The organism is Actinomadura sp. ATCC 39365, assembly GCF_054392275.1.
Genome location: NZ_CP184335.1, coordinates 9,290,650 through 9,309,725 on the forward strand (window position 1 = coordinate 9,290,650; position 19,076 = coordinate 9,309,725).

General features: G+C 75.4%; 9 protein-coding genes and 2 pseudogenes. 5 read left to right on the top strand and 6 right to left on the bottom strand.

The genetic code is table 11. The features are described from left to right. The first annotated feature begins 93 nt into the window (after positions 1 to 93). The 5 genes and pseudogenes from ACNF49_RS44645 to ACNF49_RS44665 all read left to right on the top strand — a co-directional run bounded on the left by ACNF49_RS44645 (position 94) and on the right by ACNF49_RS44665 (position 6,336). Positions 94 to 1,890: a carbamoyltransferase family protein gene (locus ACNF49_RS44645; protein ID WP_357978850.1), complete on the top strand. Its 1,797-nt coding sequence runs from the start codon at positions 94 to 96 to the stop codon at positions 1,888 to 1,890. Then, positions 1,887 to 2,525 carry a hypothetical protein gene (locus ACNF49_RS44650; protein ID WP_357978852.1) on the top strand — a complete coding sequence of 213 codons (639 nt, stop codon included), beginning with the start codon at positions 1,887 to 1,889 and terminating at the stop codon, positions 2,523 to 2,525. Before ACNF49_RS44645 ends, ACNF49_RS44650 begins: the two co-directional genes overlap by 4 nt. Continuing rightward, positions 2,522 to 3,670, top strand: a complete 1,149-nt coding sequence (gene glf / locus ACNF49_RS44655) for a UDP-galactopyranose mutase (protein WP_482941515.1) — start codon at positions 2,522 to 2,524, stop codon at positions 3,668 to 3,670. Before ACNF49_RS44650 ends, glf begins: the two co-directional genes overlap by 4 nt. Before the next feature lie 67 nt (positions 3,671 to 3,737). Continuing rightward, positions 3,738 to 4,112 carry an effector-associated constant component EACC1 gene (locus ACNF49_RS44660; protein ID WP_482941516.1) on the top strand — a complete coding sequence of 125 codons (375 nt, stop codon included), beginning with the start codon at positions 3,738 to 3,740 and terminating at the stop codon, positions 4,110 to 4,112. Then, positions 4,109 to 6,336: pseudogene (locus tag ACNF49_RS44665) on the top strand (caspase, EACC1-associated type). The gene ACNF49_RS44660 and the pseudogene ACNF49_RS44665 overlap by 4 nt, the downstream one beginning before the upstream one ends. Before the next feature lie 44 nt (positions 6,337 to 6,380). On the opposite strand, the gene ACNF49_RS44670 reads toward ACNF49_RS44665, so the two are convergent. The 6 genes and pseudogenes from ACNF49_RS44670 to ACNF49_RS44695 all read right to left on the bottom strand — a co-directional run bounded on the left by ACNF49_RS44670 (position 6,381) and on the right by ACNF49_RS44695 (position 18,864). After that, positions 6,381 to 8,393, bottom strand: a complete 2,013-nt coding sequence (locus ACNF49_RS44670) for a hypothetical protein (RefSeq protein WP_482941517.1) — start codon at positions 8,391 to 8,393, stop codon at positions 6,381 to 6,383. After that, positions 8,390 to 9,895, bottom strand: a complete 1,506-nt coding sequence (locus ACNF49_RS44675) for a vWA domain-containing protein (RefSeq protein ID WP_482941518.1) — start codon at positions 9,893 to 9,895, stop codon at positions 8,390 to 8,392. Before ACNF49_RS44675 ends, ACNF49_RS44670 begins: the two co-directional genes overlap by 4 nt. Positions 9,896 to 9,986: 91 nt before the next feature. After that, positions 9,987 to 11,968, bottom strand: a pseudogene (locus ACNF49_RS44680) (DUF5682 family protein); the annotation flags it as partial. After that, a complete protein-coding gene (locus tag ACNF49_RS44685) occupies positions 11,929 to 13,080 on the bottom strand; it encodes an ATP-binding protein (RefSeq protein WP_357994926.1) in 1,152 nt (383 codons plus the stop codon). The gene ACNF49_RS44685 and the pseudogene ACNF49_RS44680, both read right to left, overlap by 40 nt. Positions 13,081 to 13,114: 34 nt before the next feature. Next, on the bottom strand, positions 13,115 to 17,971 hold the full coding sequence (locus ACNF49_RS44690; RefSeq protein WP_482941519.1) for a DNA-binding protein: 4,857 nt from the start codon (positions 17,969 to 17,971) through the stop codon (positions 13,115 to 13,117). Further along, a complete protein-coding gene (locus ACNF49_RS44695; protein ID WP_357978868.1) occupies positions 17,968 to 18,864 on the bottom strand; it encodes a DUF4132 domain-containing protein in 897 nt (298 codons plus the stop codon). Before ACNF49_RS44695 ends, ACNF49_RS44690 begins: the two co-directional genes overlap by 4 nt. Positions 18,865 to 19,076: the final 212 nt, after the last annotated feature.

Here is a 19,076-nt window from a genome sequence, read left to right on the forward strand (position 1 = left end):
AAAAAAGATAGGTATTGATTTCTTTCCGGCCGGTTTGTTAGGAAGTTCTCCGACGCGGGGCCGCTGGGTCATGCGCATTGTCAGGGGGCATTCATGTTTGTGCTCGGCATCAGCCAGGTCCACGACTCGGCGGCGGCCCTGGTGGCCGACGGGAAGATCGTGGCCTTCGCCGAGGAGGAGCGGTTCACCAGGGTCAAGCACGACGGCCGGTTTCCCGCGCAGGCCGTGCGCTACTGCCTGGAGGAGGCCGGCATCACGCTGGCCGACGTCGACCACGTCGCCTACTACTGGCAGGCGCCCCGTGAGACGTTGCACGCGCTCACCCACTTCGCCCGGCACCTGCCTCAGACCCTGGCCGTCTTCCGCAACGACGCCGGCGACTACGGCGACAAGGCCAGCGGCCTGCTGGAGACGCTGTCCGACCAGAAGGGCCAGGCCCACCCGGACGACTACAACGTGGGCGGCGCGCTGCTGCTGCACCTGCGGCGCGGGTTCACGCTGGAGAAGATCCTGCGCGAGTCGCAGAACTTCCGGGGCCGGACCAAGTTCAAGGTCCACCTGATGGACCACCACCGCGCCCACGCCGCCAGCGCCTTCTTCATCTCGCCGTACCAGGAGTCGGCGATCATCACCTGGGACGGCATCGGCAGCGACGGCACCTCCACCTACCTCGGGCTGGGCAAGGGCGGCCGGATCCACGACATCCGCCGGATCAAGTTCCCGCACTCGCTGGGCGCCATGTACGCCGGCGTCACCGGCTACCTCGGCTTCAACCCCACCCGGGACGAGGGCAAGGTCATGGGCCTGGCCGCGTACGGCACCGACCGCTACGTGGACGACTTCGCCGACCTGGTCCGACTGGGCCCCGACGGCCACTTCGAGCTGGACCTGAGCTGGTTCCGGCACCACGCCACCGGCAAGCACCAGATGTCGTCGAAGTTCCTGGCGCGCTTCGGCCCGGCCAGGCCGCGCGAGCGCGCCATCCCCAACCAGCACTACGCCGACGTCGCGTACGCGCTGCAGGCCACGCTGGAGCGCACCGGCCTGCACGTGGCGCGCTGGCTGCAGGCCAAGACCGGGCAGACCCGCCTGGTCACCGCCGGCGGCGTCGCGCTGAACAGCGTCATGAACGGCCGCATCCTGTTGGAGACGCCGTTCGAGGACTTCTTCGCCCAGCCCGCCGCCGCCGACGACGGCTCGGCACTGGGTGCGGCGCTGCTGCTGGGCGTGGAGAAGTACGGCATGCGCCGCCCGCGCGACGAGGAGTACATCTTCCTCGGCCCGCAGTTCGGCGAGGAGGAGATGGAGCGGGCGCTCCAGGACGCCGGCCTCGACTACCGGCGTACCGAGGACATCAACGACACGACGGCGCAGGCGCTGGCCGACGGCAAGATCGTCGGCTGGTTCCAGGGTCGCATGGAGTGCGGGCCGCGCGCGCTCGGCAACCGCTCGATCCTGGCCGACCCGCGCCGCGCCGACGCCAAGGACCGGCTCAACGAGAAGGTCAAGCACCGCGAGCCGTTCCGTCCCTTCGCGCCCTCCTGCCTGGCCGAGCACGCCGGCGAGTACTTCGCCAGCGGCTACCCCTCGCCCGTCATGCTGCTCGTGTTCGACGTGCTGGAGCACCAGCGGGACAAGGTGCCGGCGATCACGCACGAGGACGGCACCGCCCGCGTCCAGACGGTCTCGGCGGCCGACAACCCGCGCTACCACGCGATGATCTCCCGCTTCGCCGAGCTGACCGGCGTGCCCATGGTGGTCAACACCTCGTTCAACGACAACGAGGAGCCCATCGTGTGCACCCCTGAGGACGCCGTGCGCTGCTACCTCAAGACCGACATGGACGCCCTGGCCCTGGGACCGTTCTTCACGGAGAAGGTCGTTCATTGAGGCGTTGGTTGTGGCTGGCGCCCGCGGTTCTGGGCGCCGGGGCGGCCACCCTGATCATGGTGATCCTGCCGCCCGACCGTACTCTGGACAACCCGCTCGAAGCCCTGTGGAAGGTCAGCCCGCTGGTGTTCGCGGTGCTGGCCGTGGCCGGGTTCCCCCGGCGTCCGGGGCTGGGGATGGCGCTGATGTGCGCGCTGGTCGTGGGGTACATGGGCGTGCTGGACACGGTCAACGTGCTGCACATCTTCTCGTACGCCGAGTCCGCCGACCAGAAGGCCGCCTTCCCGGAGCTCTACCAGTTCATGCTCTTCATGAACTCCTTCACCGTGCTGGCCGTGCTGTTCGCCTACCGGCTGGGCGGGGCGCGCTCCGACCGCGTGGTGAAGGTCGGGCTCGCCAGTGTGCTGATCGTGATCTCCGGGCTGAACGACCTGTCGATGTGGCTGCTCGGTGACTGGCCGCAGGGCCGGCCCGGCACGCTGACGTGGGCCTCCCACATCGCGGTGTTCGTCGGCGGGCCGCCCAGCGTCGCCGTGGCGGTGATCTTCTTCCTCGTCCACCTCGCCCTGGCCGGGGTCGTGCTGGCGCTGCCCGTGCGGCGATGGCTCGACCGGCTCGTCCCCGCGGCCGCATGAACGCCGACTTGGTCGTCGTCGGCTCCGGCCTGTTCGGGCTGACCGTGGCCGAGCGGTGCGCGACCGAGCTGGGGCTGCGCGTGCTGGTGCTGGAGCGCAGGGACCACGTCGGCGGCAACTCCTACAGCGAGCGCGAGCCGCAGACCGGCATCGAGGTCCACCGGTACGGGTCGCACCTGTTCCACACGTCCAACGCGCGCGTGTGGGAGTACGCCCAGAGGTTCACGTCGTTCACACCGTACGAGCACCGGGTCTACTCGGTGCACAAGGGGCAGGTCTACCCGATGCCCATCAACCTGGGCACGATCTGCGCCTTCTTCGGCCGCCACCTCAGCCCCGACGAGGCCCGCGACCTGGTCGCCCGGCAGGCCGCCGAGGTGACCAGCGCCGGCAACCTGGAGGAGAAGGCGATCTCGCTGATCGGCCGGCCGCTGTACGAGGCGTTCATCCGGGGCTACACCGCCAAGCAGTGGCAGACGGCCCCGGCCGAGCTGCCCGCCGAGATCATCGGCCGGCTGCCGGTGCGGTACACCTTCGACGGGCGCTACTTCGACGACCTCTACCAGGGCCTGCCCACCGACGGGTACGCCGCCTGGCTGGAACGCATGGCCGACCATCCCAACATCGAGATCCGGCTCGGCGCCGACTTCTTCGACCTGCGGGAGAGCCTGGCCGGTGCGGTGCCCGTCGTCTACACCGGGCCGCTGGACCGCTACTTCGGCTACGCCGAGGGCGAGCTGGGCTGGCGGACGCTCGACTTCGAGACGTCCGTGCTGCCGACCGGCGACTTCCAGGGCACGTCGGTGATCAACTACGCCGACGAGGACCTGCCGTGGACGCGCGTCCACGAGTTCCGCCACCTGCATCCCGAACGTACCTGGTACCCGTCCGACGCCACAGTGATCATGCGTGAGTACTCGCGGTTCGCCGGCCGGGCCGACGAGCCGTACTACCCGATCAACACGCCGCAGGACCGTGCCCGGCTGCGCCGGTACCGCGACCTGACCAAGGGCGAGCGGGACGTCTGGTTCGGCGGGCGCCTGGGCACCTACCAGTACCTCGACATGCACATGGCCATTGCCGCCGCCCTCACCCTGTACGAGAACCGCCTGCGTCCCCGCTTCACCGCCCACGCCCCCGAGTAGGGGCGCCCACCGGCGGATCAGCGGCCGGACGGTTGTGCCGGACCGGAGTGCGGGCCACACTTCTGCCATGCAGGTAATCGTGCGCCTCGACGGCGAGACGCCGACCGCCCCCGCCCTCTCCTCCCTGGAGCGCCAGCTCCGCGGCGACAGCGCCTTCCGGGGCATGGAGATCCGGCCGCTGCCCGGCCCGCCCGAGCCCGGGGCGATGAACGGCACCGCCGACGCCCTCCTGCTGGCGGTCTCGGCCGCGTCCGGCGGGCTGGGCGTCTCGATCGTCCAGGCGCTGGCCGGGTGGCTCAGGACGCGGCGCCACAGCTTCACGATCAAGGTCAGCCACGGCGAGCGCACGCTGGAGCTGACCGTGGAGGCGGCCAAGGACCCGGCCAAGGTGATGAAGGTGGCCCGGCAACTGGCCGAGATGCTGGAGCCTCCCGCCCCATGAGCGCCTGGCCCGACCCGGCCCGCTGCCGGGCCGTCCTCGTCGGCACGACGACGTACACCGACCAGGTCATGTGGCCGGCCCTGCCGGCGGTGCGGGCCAACGTCACGGACCTGGCCGAGGTGCTCACCGGCCCGCGCTCGTGGGGCCTGCGAAGCGACCACTGCGCGCAGCTCATCGACCCGGCCAGCTCCGACCACGTCCTCGACCTCATCCACGACGCGGCGACCGAGGCCGCCGACACCGTCTTCATCTACTACTCCGGCCACGGCGAGAAGACCGAGAACGACCTGCTGCTGCCGATCGCCACCACCCGGCCCGACCGGCTGCGGATCGGCGGCGTGCGGTTCTCGGTCATCCGGGAGATCATCCGCGAGCGCCGCGCGCCCCGCGCCGTGGTCGTGCTCGACTGCTGCTACAGCGGCATGGCGCACGGGATGAGCGGGCCGGCCCTGCGCGGGCTGATCGACACGACCAGCGCGTACGTCCTGACCTCCTCGGCCAGGGACACCCTGTCGCTCGCGCCGCCCGGCGAGCGCCACACCGCCTTCACCGGCGAGCTGCTCAAGATCCTCCAGGACGGCGTCCCCGCCGGGCCCGCCGACCTGTCCATCGGGGACGTCACCCGCGCGCTGCGCTACCGGCTGCTCGACCGGCGGCTGCCGCTGCCCGAGTACAGCCAGGCCGGCGCGGCCGACGAGCTGCCGCTCGTGCGGAACAGGCCGGAGCCGCCCCGCACGCCGCCCCGGACGCCGCCCCGGAGCCCCCGGGCCGCCCCCGCCCCGCCGCCGGGGATCCGCCTTGCCGGGGCCGCCCGCCGGACGGGCCGGGCGGTCGGCATCTGCTTCGGCGCGGCCAACTCCGTCATCACCGTCGTCGAGGGCGGCGAGCCCGTCGTCATCCCCGGCTCCGAGGGCGCGCGGGCCACACCGTCCGTGGTGGCCTTCGCCGACGACGGCGAGGTCGTCGTCGGGCAGGTCGCCAAGCGGCAGGCCGTCACCCGTCCGGAACGGACCGTGCGCTCGATCGTCCTGGAGATGGGCACCGAGTGGTCGGTGGCCATCGACGGCTCCAGGTACTCCGCGCCCCGGGTCGGCGCGCTCGTGCTGGGCAGGCTGAAGCAGGACGCCGAGGCGTACCTGGGCGAGCGGGTCACCGACGCGGTGATCACCGTCCCGGCCTACTTCGACGACGCCCGGCGCCAGGCCGTCACCGAGGCCGGCACGCTGGCCGGGCTCAACGTGCTGCGCCTGATCAACGAGCCGACCGCGGCGGCGCTGGCGTACGGGCTCGACGTGGAGGAGAACCGCTCGGTCCTGGTCTTCGACCTCGGCGGGCGCACCTACGACGTGTCCGTGCTGCACATCGGGGACGGCTACGTCGAGGTGCTGGCCACCCACGGCGACAACCGGCTCGGCGGCGACGACTGGGACCAGCGGATCGTGGACGAGCTGGTCAGACGGTTCAGGGAGACCCATGGCGTCGACCTGACCGGCGACAGGATGGCGCTCCAGCGGCTGCACGAGGCCGCGGAAGGGGTGAAGATCGAGCTGACCGCCGCGCAGCAGGCGCACGTCAACCTGCCCTACCTCACCGCGGGCCGGCAGGGCCCGCTCCACCTGGACACGACGCTGACCCGGCGGGAGTTCCAGAGCCTGACCGCCGACCTGCTCGCCCGGCTGCGCGGGCCGTTCCGGGGGCGCTCCAGGACTCCGGGCTCAAGGTGACCGACCTCGCGCACGTGGTGCTGGCCGGGGGCGCGAGCCGAATGCCCGCGGTGACGGCGCTGGTCACCGAGCTGTCCGGCGGCATGACCCCGCTCATGGGGCTGAGCCCCGAGGAGGTCGCCTCCATCGGCGCGGCGCGGCAGGCGGGCGTCCTCAAGGCCGACCTGACCCCGGTGACGCTCGGCCTGCGGGGCAAGGGCGGCGTGCTGCGGAAGGTCATCGAGCGCGACAGCCCGGTCCCGGTCGAGCGGATGGTCACGTTCACCACGACCGCCGACGACCAGTCGTCCCTGCGGGTCGAGGTCTACGAGGGCGAGCAGGCCACGGCCGCGCTCAACGCGGTGCTGGGGACGTACATGGTGGGCGGCATCCCCGCCGCCCGGCGCGGGGAGCCGCGGATCGAGGTGACGTTCGGCGTGGACGCCCACCTGACCTTCACCGTCACGGCCCGGGAGGCGGCGACCGGCATCCCCCTCCCGGTGACCCGCCACCCCGGCTGACCGACCGGCCCGCGCCCTGAGGGAGCGGGCCGGTCGCCGGTTCTTCAGGGGGTGGCCTGCCAGGAGGTGCGGACGAGGGCGCGTTCGGTGGCGGCCAGGTGTGTCGCCGCCGCGAGCCAGGCCCGTGCGTACCCGTCCGGTTCGGCCTCGGACAGCCTGCCGAACACGTCACGTTCACGCCGGTCGGCCTCGTCGGCGAGCGCGACGGCCAGGTCGGCGGCCGTGCGGAACCCGGCGCGGCGCAGGGACGCGGCCTGCCCCCGTGCGTCGCCGCCGCGCGCGGACTCGGCGACCGCCCGGCGTCCGCCGGACACGGCCAGCTCGACCAGCCGGCGCACCCGCCAGAGCGGCGCGCCGTCCAGCGGGTCCCCCTCGGCGTACGCGTCCTGGCCGGGCGGGGGGCAGGCGTCGGCGGGCGGCAGGTGCGAGCCCTGGAGGCGGTCGTAACCGAGGTCGGCCCGCCCCTGCCACTCGGCGGGCAGCCTCAGCGTCGCCTCCTCCCCCGCGACCGGCCCCACGGCGAGCGGGACGAGCGTCGCCGCCCGGCCGGGCTCGACCCTGGCCACCACGCGCACCCGCAGGCCGGGCCGCGAGGCGAGCCGTCGCAGGTTCTCGACGTACCCGAGATCGGGATGACGGTTCGCCGGAACCAGCCGGACCACCGGCCCCTCACCGCCCATCGCCTCTCCCCCGGCCTCCACCGCTCCCCCGGCTTCCGCCGGTTGCGGCGGGCCGGTGGGCGGGAGGTGGCGGGCCAGGACGTGGTCGCCCGCCGCGCCGACGATCACCAGGTCGCAGCCGACCGGCTCCCGTACCTGCTCGGCCGACTCCTCCTCGCTCCACGCCCCCGCCGCCAGCCGGTCCCCCACCGCTTCGGACAGCGGCCTGGCGAACAGCGCGCCGAGCGGCCCGTCCGTCCAGGCCAGGCCGGTGACCGGGGTGGCCCGTATGCCCTTGCCGGCGCCGAGGCGGCCGTCCGGGGAGACGGTGGCCCCGGCGATCAGCAGTCCGCCGCGGGCCAGTTGCGCGTGGCTCATCATGGCCGCCCCGATGGCGACGGTCGCGGTGGCCGCGCCACGGGCACGGGCGGGGCCGCCGGGCTTGACGTCGGCCACCGAGAACCAGCGTCCGTCGTCGGTGACGAGGTGGGTGACCACCCCGCCGTAGCCGGTGCTGCTGATCACGGGCTCGCGGAAGACGCCGTACACCTTCAGGCCGCCGTTCGGACGGTAGCCGCGCCGTACGGTGCCGACCAGCGCCGGGTCGGGATCGGACGCGGCCAGCCGGCCCGCGGTGAGCAGCAGCTCCCGCAGGGCGGAGACCAGGTCGGCGAGCCGGTGGCCGTCGTACCGGGCGCGGGCGGCGCGCAGCCCGCGCACCACCCGCAGCGTGGCGGCCTCGGCCTTGGGCAGCCCGGCCAGGCGGGCGGTGTGGGCGGCTCTGAGCAGCTCCGCCTGCGGCACCGCGCCCGCGCCCGGCACACCCGCCGACAGCACGGCGGCCGCCGCCCGCCACAACCCCGCGGCCGCCGCCACCTGCGCCGCGCCCGGAACGACCGCCTCCCCCGAGTCCCGTCCAGATCCGGCGCCCACATGTCCGGCCCCTGAGCCGGACCCGGCACCCGCCTGGCCGGCGTCCGGTCTCCGGTCGGGTTCCGCGGTTCCCTGGGTGGGATGTCCGTCAGCGGAGGGCGTGTCCGGTCGGCCGGGCGGTGACGGGGGCGTGTCCGTCTCGTCGTCCGGGGGCAGGGTGTCGGCCGGGTCGGCCAGGGGGCAGGCGGTGAGGAGGGCGGCGCGGTGGAGGCAGCGGGGCGCGAGGAGGCAGGAGCAGCGGGCCTGCCCCTCCTCCGCGATCACCCCCGACGGCCCCGGCGACAGTGTGACCACCGCGTCCTCGCCGCACGTGACCACCACGTCGGTGCCGTCGGCCACCCGGTCGAGGGCGGCGTACTGGCCGACGGCCGCGTCCAGCTTCTTGCGCAACCTGCTGGTCAGGCCGTCGACGGCGGCGGCCACCAGGTGCGGCGCGGCGGGCGGGAGCGTTGCAGAGGTGTTCACCGGACTTCTCCCCGGAGGCGGTCCCCCACCCAGCGGGCGAGGGCGAGCGGGCTGAGCGCGGCGACCGGCATGCCGGCCGCGACGAGCTGCTGGGCGATGGGCAGCGAGTATCGGGGCACGCCCTGGTCGTCGAGCGCCGCGCAGCCCATCAGGTGGACGCCGGACCCGGCCAGCGAGCGCACCTCCGCGAGCAGGCCGCCCACCGGGTAGCCCTCCTCGAAGTCGCTGACGACGACCACGAGCGTACGGCTCGGCACGGTGACCAGGGTCCGGGCGTGCGCGAGCCCGGCGGCGATGTGCGTGCCGCCGCCGACCCGCACTTCGAGCAGCAGGGACAGCGGGTCCTCCACCCGGTCGGTCAGGTCGATCACCTGGGTGGAGAACGTCAGGAAGTGCGTCGAGAGCGTCGGCACGCCCGCGAGGACGGCGGCGGTCAGCGCGGACCACACGACCGAGGCCTCCATCGACCCCGACACGTCGACCACGAGGATCAGCCGCCAGTCGGCCTCCTTCCTGGCCCGCGTGCTGAACACCGGCCGTTCCGGCACCACCACGAGCCGCCCGTCGTCGAGGCGGCGGGTGTGGGCCAGGTTGGCGCGCAGTGTGCGCGGCAGGTCGAGCCGGCCGCCGGGCCTTCTGGTCGGGCGCGGGTTGGCCAGGCCGGTCAGCGCGGGTCTCAGCCGGGTCGCCAGCTCGCGGGTCAGCTCGGCGACCAGGCGGCGGACGAGCGGCCTGAGCTTGGCGACCTGCTGCTCGGGCAGCCCGCCGGCCAGGGACAGCACGGACGTCAGCAGCTCGACGGACGGCCGCACCGCGGCGGGGTCCAGCTCGGCCAGCACGTCGTGCCGTCCGGCGTGGGCGGCCCTGGCCAGCACTTCCTCGCGTACGTCGCCGCCGAACAGGGACTCCAGCTCGTCGGCCCATTCGCGGGCCGTGGGGAACGGGTCGCCCTGGCCTCCGGTGTCGCCCTGCAGCTCGAAGTCGTCGGCGCCCTCGCCGCGGCCGGCGCCGTAGAGCTCGTCCAGGGCGCGGGCGTACGGGCGGGCGTCGGCGGGAAGCCGTTCGCGTTCCCGTCCGAGCAGCAGCCGCCACCGGTCGGCGGGGCCGATCCGCGGCCCGCCCTCCGCCCGGCGCCCGCCCTCCTCCCGGCGCCCGGACACCGACGGCACCGGCGGGACCGGACCGTCATACGAGGCCGGGGCGTCGTGCGGGGTGAGGAGGCCGAGGGTGCGCAGGGCCGTCAGGCCGGCCAGGTCGGCGGCGGTCCAGGCGGCCAGCAGGTCGGGCGGCGCGTCGAGCGTGAGGTCCGGACGGTCCCCGAGCCGCTCGGACACCGCCGCCAGCAGCCGGCCGCGCGCCGCCGGGGCGAGCGTGTCGAACCCTCCGCGCAGGGCGGGCAGCCGGTCGAGGAACTCCTTGTCCGCCAGCTCGTCCACCCGGTCCATCAGCGGGCCGAGCGCGGCGGGCGCCGCCTGGAGCAGCGGCCCGGCGGCCGTGAGCACGCCGGTCAGCAGCAGGCTCAGCCGGCGGCGGCCGTCGGGGGTGGTGGCGGTGTCGATCCAGCCGGCCGCCCGCGCGCCCGAGGAGCTCGGGGCCGTCCAGGTCGAGCAGCAGGCGGGCGGCCAGCGCGGCCCCCTGGACGAGCGGCGCCCCGGTGCTCGCCAGCGCGCCCAGCGCGTCGTCCAGCCGCAGGCCCAGCCGGTCCTCCCCGGCCCGCGTGGCGAGCGCGACCAGCGCGACCGCGTCCTCGGGCCGGTCGCTGCCCGCGAGTCCGGGCAACGACCGGACCGCGGCCTCCAGCAGCGTGACGGCCAGCTCGCCCGCCTGCTCCCGCCCCTCCGGCGTGGTGCCGGGAAGGTGCTCGCGGCGCAGCGCCTCCAGCAGGTCGAGGGCGTCGAGCAGCTCGGGGAGGGTGGCCGTGGCGGGCAGCGTGCCGGCGGCGTCGGCCAGCCGCTGCCCGACCAGCTCCGGCAGGTCGCAGCGGGCGGCGGCGCGCAGCCCGTCGAGGATGGTGCGGCAGGTGGGCCCGCCGTCCGCGGACTCGCGCCGGTAGGTCTCGCGCAGCGTGCCCGCCGCCGCCTGGGCCGCGGTCACGCCCCGGACGCCGGCCAGGTCCAGCAGCGCGGGGACGGCGGGCGTCCAGGACAGGCGCCATTTGGTGCTGAGCGCGGTGGCGTCGCCGGTGCCCGCGACCTGGATCGGCTCGCCGTAGCCGACGCCGCAGACGTGCAGCCGCCGCAGCAGCACCTCCCGGCGCGCGTCCAGGTCGGAGCGGAGCGGGTCGAGGCGTACCTCGCGCGGCTCGGCGTCGTCCGGGCAGGGCAGCCTGAGCGCGGCCAGCTCCTCCTCGACGGCCGGGCCGAGGCCCGAGCGGGGGTGCCGGGGGCGGTGCGGCCCCTGGCCGTCCCGACGAACACCGTGTCGAGCGCCTTGGCCAGCGCGCGTCCGCGGCCCAGGGGTTCGCCCTGGCCGAGGACGGTCGTCACCGCCTCCAGCAGCTCGCCACGGCCGGGGGCGGGCAGGCCGCGCAGGCGGGCGAGGTCGCACGCCAGGCGCAGCGTCTCGACGGCCTCGCCGGTGCCCGCCGTGTGCCCGGCGGCCCGCAGCTCCCTGCACAGGTCGGTGATCGCGCGGGCGGCGCCGTCCCTGACCCGGTCCGGTACGCCGTCCGCCTCGAACACCGCCTGCTGCCAGCGCGGGTCGCGGATCCCGGCCGGGTAGCCGGACCGGGAGTCGAGCAGGTCGAAGGCGTACGGCACCAGGGAGGTGACGGCCGGCGGCCCGGCGGAGGGGGCCGCGGCGGCGGCGGGCTCGATGGACTCGGCGGCGACGAGCAGGGCGGGGGCGTGGAAGGCGCCCACGACCGCGGCGACCCGGCGTCCACCGGCCGCGGCGGCGGACACCACGCGCCGCATGTGCGCCTCCCGTGCCAGGTCCCTGGCCTGGACGCCGCCGCCCGCCGCCGCGTCGCGCCGCAGCGCCCAGCCGACGCCGAGCGCGGCCCGGCGGACGGCCTCCGGCTCGCAACCCGGCGCCAGGACCTCGACGGCCCGGTCCCACATGTCGTCGCCCGCCCGCCCGGTGCCCGAGGCGGCCAGCGCGTCGGCGAAGCGGGGCGCGCCGTCGGCCTCGGCCTCGGGCCCGGCGGCCAGCCGGCCCGGGTCCGACAGCGGGAGGTCGCAGCACAGCACCTCCACGCCACGCTTGACCGCCCACCGGATCGCCACCAGCTCAGGGGAGAAGTCGGCGAACGGGTAGAAGCCGAGCCCGTCCGCGCCGTTCCCGGCCAGGGCGACCGGGGCGACGGTGGCCGGGTCGGCCAGGTGGGGCAGCCACTGCTGGAAGTCGGCGGGCAGCTCGACGCACACCGTCTCCGGGTCGGCCGCCTCCAGCAGCTCGGGCAGCACCACGGCCAGGGCCGGGCTGTGGTGCCGCACCCCCACCAGGTACGGCCGGGTCGCGGCGGCCAGCCCGGCCACCGCCACCCGCGGATCGGCCGAATCGGCCGGGTCGATCGGGCCCGGCGTATGGAGGATCAACGGAGGTTCTCCCGCAGGTCCCAGAGGCGGCGCCACATGGCCGAGCCGTCCTCGGCGCGCCGCCGCACCGGCCCGTCCCAGTAGCCGAGCAGCCGTCCGTGGTCGGCGGGGTCGTCCTTGCGCACGACGCCCAGCAGGTGGCCCGGCACCAGGTCGAGGACGTCCCCGCCCGGCAGGTACGCGGCCGCGACGCCGAGCGAGGCCGCCACCTGCACCGCCTCGGCGGTGGACATCACGGTGCCCGGCCGCTCCACGTCCCAGCCCTCGCCGGACCGTCCGGTACGCAGGTCGCGGAAGACCGTGACCAGCGCCTCCAGCACCGCGTCGTCCACGGCGAACCCGGCGCCGGCGCGCTGGACGACCGCCGTGGCCTGCCGCCGCACCAGGGACGTCTCGGCCGCGGCGTCGGAGATGGGATCGACGGTCTCGAAGTTGAAGCGCCGCTTGAGCGCGGCCGACATCTCCGACACGCCGCGGTCGCGAAGGTTGGCCGTGGCGATCACCGTGAACCCGGGGACGGCGGCCACCTGCGCGTCGCCGGTGCCGGCCAGCTCGGGGACGCTGACCCGCCGGTCGGACAGGATGGACACCAGCGCGTCCTGCACCTCGGGCAGGCAGCGGGTGATCTCCTCGACCCTGGCCACCCGCCCCGATCGCATGGCGGTCAGCACCGGGGAGTCCACCAGCGCGCCCCGGCTCGGCCCCTGGGCCAGCAGCAGCGCGTAGTTCCAGCCGTAGCGGAAGGCGTCCTCGGTGGTGCCGGCGGTGCCCTGGACGGTGAGCGCGCTGGTGCCGCAGACCGCCGCGGCCAGCAGCTCCGACAACATCGACTTGGCCGTGCCGGGCTCGCCGACCAGCAGCAGGCCGCGCTCGCCGGCGAGCGTCACGACGCAGCGCTCGACCAGCGCGCGTTCGCCGACGAACTTGGCCGCCACCTTGAGCCTGGACGGCAGGCCGTCGCGGGCGGGCAGGGAGAGCGTCTCCTCGCCGCTGCCGCAGATGAAGGTCACGACGGCGCGCGGCGTCAGCAGCCAGCCGGGCGGGCGGGGGCCGTCGTCGTGGGCGGCGAGGAAGGCCAGTTCGGTGGCGTACCGCTGCTCGGCGGAGACCACCTGCGTGGCGGGGGTCGCCTCGTCGGTGAGGGTCATGGGGTTTCGTGTCCTTCGTGTGGTGATGACAGGGTCAGCGGCGGCGGCCGCGTTTGACGTCGAGCTGCTCGAACCGGGGCACGTCGCCGTCCTGGACGCGCCGCCAGGCCCTGGCGTACAGGTCGGCCGCGGGCTCGCCGGGCACGAGGAGGCCGTCGAGGCCCGCGTTCGGCTGGAACATGGGGAGCTTCCACTGCTCCAGCGGGAGCCGCGGCGTGCGCTCCTCCGACCAGCCGCCGGTCAGGAACAACGAGCGTCCCGCGCGGGCGCGCACGGCCTGGACGACCAGGTCGGTGCGGGCCAGCTCGGCCCGCGCGGCCTTGAGCCGGGCCGGCTTCCAGCCGGTCCACCGGGCGGTGTTGCGGTCGGTGGGGTCGGGCATGGCCAGCAGCATCAGGTAGACGGCGGCGGCGTCCTCGCCGAGCCCGTGCGCCTTGGCGGCGTCCACCACCAGGTCGGGCACCGAGCGGGTGGGGTCCTGCGGCCACCAGGTGCCGTCGGCGTCCCGGTCGCCCTGGGCGGGGTCGCCGGGGTCGGCCAGCAGCGCCGCGAAGCGCGGGTCGAGGGCGGTGCGCAGCGCGGACACGGCGGGGAACGAGCCGTTGAGCCCGATCAGGGCCCGCAGATAGGGGTCGTCGCCGGCCGCGTCGAGCAGGTGGGGGCGGATGGCGGGCGAGGGCTGGCTGTCGTAGGTGGCCATGACGACGGCGCCGTACCGCTCGTAGCCGTCGCCGACCTCGGTCGGCGTGCCCGCGACCTTCTTGAACGCGGGCAGGCCGACGTACTCGTCGAGGTCGATCAGCAGCCCGGGATTGGCGAGCCGGTCGCGGACCGCCGACAGCGCGGCGGGCAGGCCGGCGCGCAGCGGATGCCCGGCCGGCAGCCGGTGGGCCAGCCAGGCGGCCGTGGTGACGGCCGCCACCAGCGACCGCCCGCCGAACCCGGTGCCCTGGCCGACGGGGTGGACGCGGTCGCCGCGCACCTCCCACTCCAGGTCCACGCTCAGCTCGGGAGCGGCGGCGGGGTCGAGCATCGTGCGCAGCGCGTGCGCCGGGTCGCCCTCGACGGTGCGCAGCGTGCGGGCGGCCTCGCCGAGCAGCCATTCGGGCAGCGCGAGCCGCTGCCCGACATGCTCGTTCCAGACCCGCGCGGCGGTGGCCGCGTCGGGGCCGTCGGTCCACAGGCGGGCCGGGTCGGCGGGCAGCAGCGCCGCGGTGACGGCCTGCCGCACGCCGGGGCCGAGGGCGCGCAGCTCGTCCTTGGCGACGGCGGCCTCGGCCACCTTCACGCCGACGGTCGCGCGGGCCTCCTTGTCGAGGAAGGTCCGCTCGTAGGTGTCCACCTGCGGGAACCCGGCCACGACGAGCCGCGCGGCGGTCCGGGAGACCCCGGTGAGCCGGGCGAACTCCTCGGCGGCGGCGTCGTGCCAGGGGGCCGGGCCGCGCGCGGCCAGCTCGGTGAGGAACGCCGCGAGCCAGCCCGTCTCCCGGTCCCCGCCGACAGGCGAGGTGTCGCGGACCGTGTAGGGCGCGGGCACCTCGAACGCCCCGGCGGGGTCGTGGCACAGCGCCGTCCATTCGAGCCCGTCGACGTCCGTCTCCCGCAGGTCGAGGAAGGCGACGAACGCGCCGCCGCCCAGCGGCAGCACGCCCGAGAGCGAGCCCTCCGCCGGAGCGCCGTCCGCGCCTGTCAGGTGCTCGCGCCTGAGCGTCACCGTCATGCGGCGCCAGCGGGACGAGCCGGCCGCGACCGGCAGGCCGCCGTCGCGCAGCTCGCCCAGCAGCACGCCCAGCGCGTCCCGGTGCTCGGCCGGGGTGGTCGGCGCCGCGCACCGGTACGCCACGGCGGCGCAGCGGTCGAGCAGGCGCTCCCACCGCAGGCCGGAGGCCGGCAGTCCGGGCAGGCGGAGGTGGTTGGCCACCTGCGGGCGGTCCTGCCCGTCGGTCACGGCCCGGCCCACTGCGCGGATCTGCTGGAAGGCGGCGTCGGCGTTGTGGCGGTGGTAGCCGCGGCCGTCGCCGATGCCGTTGAGCGCCTCGTCCAGCAGCGCGTCGGTCGGCCCGGATGGGCCCCGCTCCGCGGCCGGGTCGCCGGCCAGCGCGCGGTTGAGGTTGGCCACGACGGTGCGCACCGCGTCCTGCTGGGTGGCGGCGAAGCCGACGATCCCGGCCACGCCCTTCACCAGCGCCTCGTGGGTGATGCCCGGCAGCAGCGCGCGGACGGCCGCCGCCAGGTCGGCGCCGTGCGGCGCGGCCGCTTCGAGCAGGGCCGCGGCGGTCTCGCGGTCCGCGCGGCGCAGCGCCGCGGAGCCTTCGAGGTCGCGGGGGCGCAGGCAGTACCAGTAGCGCTCGGGCGGCAGGATGGGCGTGCCCGCGCCGAAGGCGCCCGGCTTGAAGTCGGTCCGGTACTCGGCCAGGACGACGCCGTCGCCGTCCACGAGGCTGATCCGGTAGCTGGTGCGCACGACGGCGCAGGCCCGCTCCGCGCCCGGGAACGTCAGCACGCGCACCGGCACGCCGGCGTCCGGCGGCAGCGTCACCGAGATCCCGGACAGGTCCTCGGCGCGGTGGGAGCCGTCGGGCAGCCTGGCCACGCGCAGGCCGTACAGGCCGGCCACGGGGGCGCCGACCGGGGTGGGCTCGGTGGAGGGGGCGGGCAGCAACCAGCCCTCGCCGGGCCGGACGTCCGGGGTGCCGCTGAGGAAGCCGGGCAGCGACTTCCTGCCGACGCCGCCGCCGGCGGGGTCGAACTCGTACCAGCCGCTGTCGTGCTCCGACCAGATCCACGTCCAGAACGACGTGCCGTCGGTGAGCAGGTGCCGCTCGTCGGGGACGGCCGTGTCACCGGCGTGCAGCACGCCGTACCCGGTGGTGCGGCCGCCGCCGGGCACGGCCAGGCTGACCGGGTCGTCGCCCTGGTAGTAGTCCAGCCGCGTGCCCCGGCTCCGGTCGGTCCCGTCCAGGTCGCGCACCCGGTCGGCGGAGGTGTGCCAGTAGCCGCGCAGGCCGTTGGCGCGGTCGCGGGAGTCCCAGTAGACGAGCAGCTCGCCGTCCACGTAGTGGAAGCCGGGATCGCTCCAGGTGTCGTCCCTGGGGACGCGCAGGTCGTGGGTGAGCAGGACGCCGTCGGCCGAGAGCACCCGGGCCTGCGCGGTGCCCGCGACGACCAGGTTGGGCCAGGCGTCGCAGACGACGAGGTCGTCGATGTCCTTCTCCGGCACGAGCTGGGTGGCGGCCTGCTCGAAGGCGGGCCAGCCCAGCTCGTCGATGATGCCGGACCGCAGGGCGCGGGCCAGCACCCCGGCCACGTCGGCGTCGGTCACCGCCCGGCGCACCTCGTCCTCGGCCAGGGCCAGGGCCTCGCCGGGCAGCCAGGACAGGCGGCGCAGGGCGTCGGGCAGGTTGGGCAGGCCGGCGACGGCCGAACGGCGGGCGACCAGGCGTACCCACTCGGCCAGCAGCGGACGCCCGCCCGGGGAGGCGGCCAGGGCCCGGACGGTGGCCCTGCCCTCGTCGTCGGCGTCGAGGTGGTCGGCGCCGCGCCGGAAGGCGGTGTGGAAGCGGCCGTCGGCGGCCAGGGCGAGCAGGTCGCGCCGGTCGTCGTGCCCCGCCCAGTGCGCCAGCCGGAGCCGGGCGCCGTCGCCGGGGTCGGCCACGGGGATGCCGCGGGCCAGCAGCAGGTCGATCAGGTCGGCCTCGTCGTCGACCGCGATCGTCGCGCCGGTCGCGGCCAGCTCGGCGCGCAGACGGTCGGCCATGCGCTCGATCAGGGCGTGCAGCGCGGGCAGGTGCGGCGCGACGCCCCAGGCCCGTTGCCGCGCGGCGAGGAACCTGCGCAGCCAGCCGGCGGCGCCGTCGGCCGAGCGTTCCGCCTCGGGCACGTCGGTGTGCAGGCCGGCGGTCGCGCCCGCGCTCTCCAGGATGTCGAGCCAGATGCCCGGCAGCTCCCGGTCGTGGCTGTCGGGGATGACGTTCAGCAGCGTGCCCCGCAGCTCGGGCCGCTGCCTGGCCAGCGCCGCGACGGCCGGGGCGTGGGACTTCCACCAGCCGGTCGGGGCCTGCATGGCGGCCGGCAGCGCCAGCACCTCGGCCAGGTAGTCCTGCTCGGCCGCCTCGGCGTCCACGCCGGCGGCCCTGGCGAGCCTGCGGATGTCGGCGGCCATCTGCGCCGAGGGGGCCAGGCCGCCGGCGGTCCTGCGCACGCACAGCCGCGCGTACCTGGTCAGCGCCTCACCGGCGGGCAGGCGGGCGGTCAGCTCCTTGGCGTACCCGGACAGCACCTTGACCGGCAGCGCCCCGGCCAGCGCGAACTCCAGGAACACCGCGTCGAGCCGGTCGTCGTCCACGGCGAGGCCGTGCTGGGCCTCGGCCCGGCGGGCGGCGGCGAAGAGCTGCCCGGCGTACTGGGCGTTGTCGGCCGCGGCGAACACGCGGGCGGCCTGCTCGTAGAAGGTCGGCAGGAAGTGCGGGACGGACGCGGCGAGCTGCCCGGCCAGGCGCTGGTAGGCGTCGAGCGCCATCTTGGGCTTGGTCCTGGCCTGCCGGGCGACGCGCTCCAGCTCGGGAACGACGGCCAGGGCGTGGTGCCCGTCCCGCGGGTGGTGGACCAGCACCCATTCGGGGAAGCCGAGCGAGCGACGCAGACCCAGGCCGACCACCGCGGCCTCGCCCTCGGGCACCAGGCCGAGGAAGCCGCCCACCGCGTCCTCGGCGGCGCTCAGCTCCTCGGTGACCAGGCGCACGATCACCCGGTCGTCGAGGCCGGGGTGCCGGTAGGCGCGGGCGACCAGCGGCACGGCCCGCTCCCCCGCGCCCTCGGTGCCGGCCGGCAGCACCGCGCCGGCGTCGAGCAGCTCCCGCGCCTCGGCGTTCTGCGAGATGTTGCCGGTCATGCGCTCTTCCCCTCTTCGACCTGCCGGCCGGCGTGCAGCGCGGCGGCCATCCTCATGCCTTCCGACCAGGCGACCGGGCCGACCTCGCGCAGCGTGAGCGTCCGGCCGTCCTGGTCGCGCCAGGTGAGATCGCCCGTGGACGTCTCGCTGTCCCAGTAGGGCTCGCCGATCCAGACGGCGGCCTCGGTGAGCCGGCCGGCGTCGCGCACCTGACAGGTGGCGAAGCCGCCGGAGACGCGGTAGCCGAGCTGGGTGGCGCGGGCCGCCACGCCGAACCTGGAGGCGTACGTGCCGCCCGCGAAGTCCTTCACCTGGCGCACCCCTTCGCCCTGGTCGGCGGGCTTGCGCCAGATGGCCCGGTGGATCTGCTCGACCTTCTGCGTGATGCCCAGCTCGGCGGCGAACTCGCGCAGGTCGTCGAGGTCGGGCAGGAGCACCGGGTGCGGCAGCGTCACCGTGCGCGGGGCGAGCCTGACGGTCTCGCCGTCGAGGTTGACCATGCGCAGCTCGCCGGAGGAGGTCGCGTCGCGCAGGAAGCCCACCTCGTCGGGGTCGTCGCCGACGACCGCCACGTCACGCAGCGCCGTCCGCCACGCCTCGTCCGGCCACACCCGGGCGATCAGCTCGGTCGGCACCGGCAGCGAGGACACCATCCAGGCGTCCACGTGCGCCACGCAGGACGCGGCGTGCCGGTCGAGCCATTCGGCGAAGCGGCGCAGCCGGTCCGCCTCGGGGTGCTCGCGCACCGCCTTCGGCAGCGTCTTCAGCTGCCGCCCGGCCGAGCGGCCGGCCGTGGCCCTGGCCGTGACCCGGCCTTCTATCAGGGCGACCTCGTACGCGTCGCCCGCCGCCAGCCAACCCAATTGCCGCCGCCTCTCGTGCAGCCATGGCATGAAGCCATGCCGTCAAGCCATGGGAATGTGTCGCGGCGCGGATCTCCCGCCGCCACGTTGCGCGGAACGTTATCGGCGATCACTGACAAATGCCTACCGACTGCTCGACGGCCCGGTTACGGCACCGGGTCCCCTCGGCGAGCGGGGCCGTCCGGGACGGACGGTCTTCAGGCGGTCGGTACCGCCTAAAGAGCAGGGCAGGATCGCCGCGC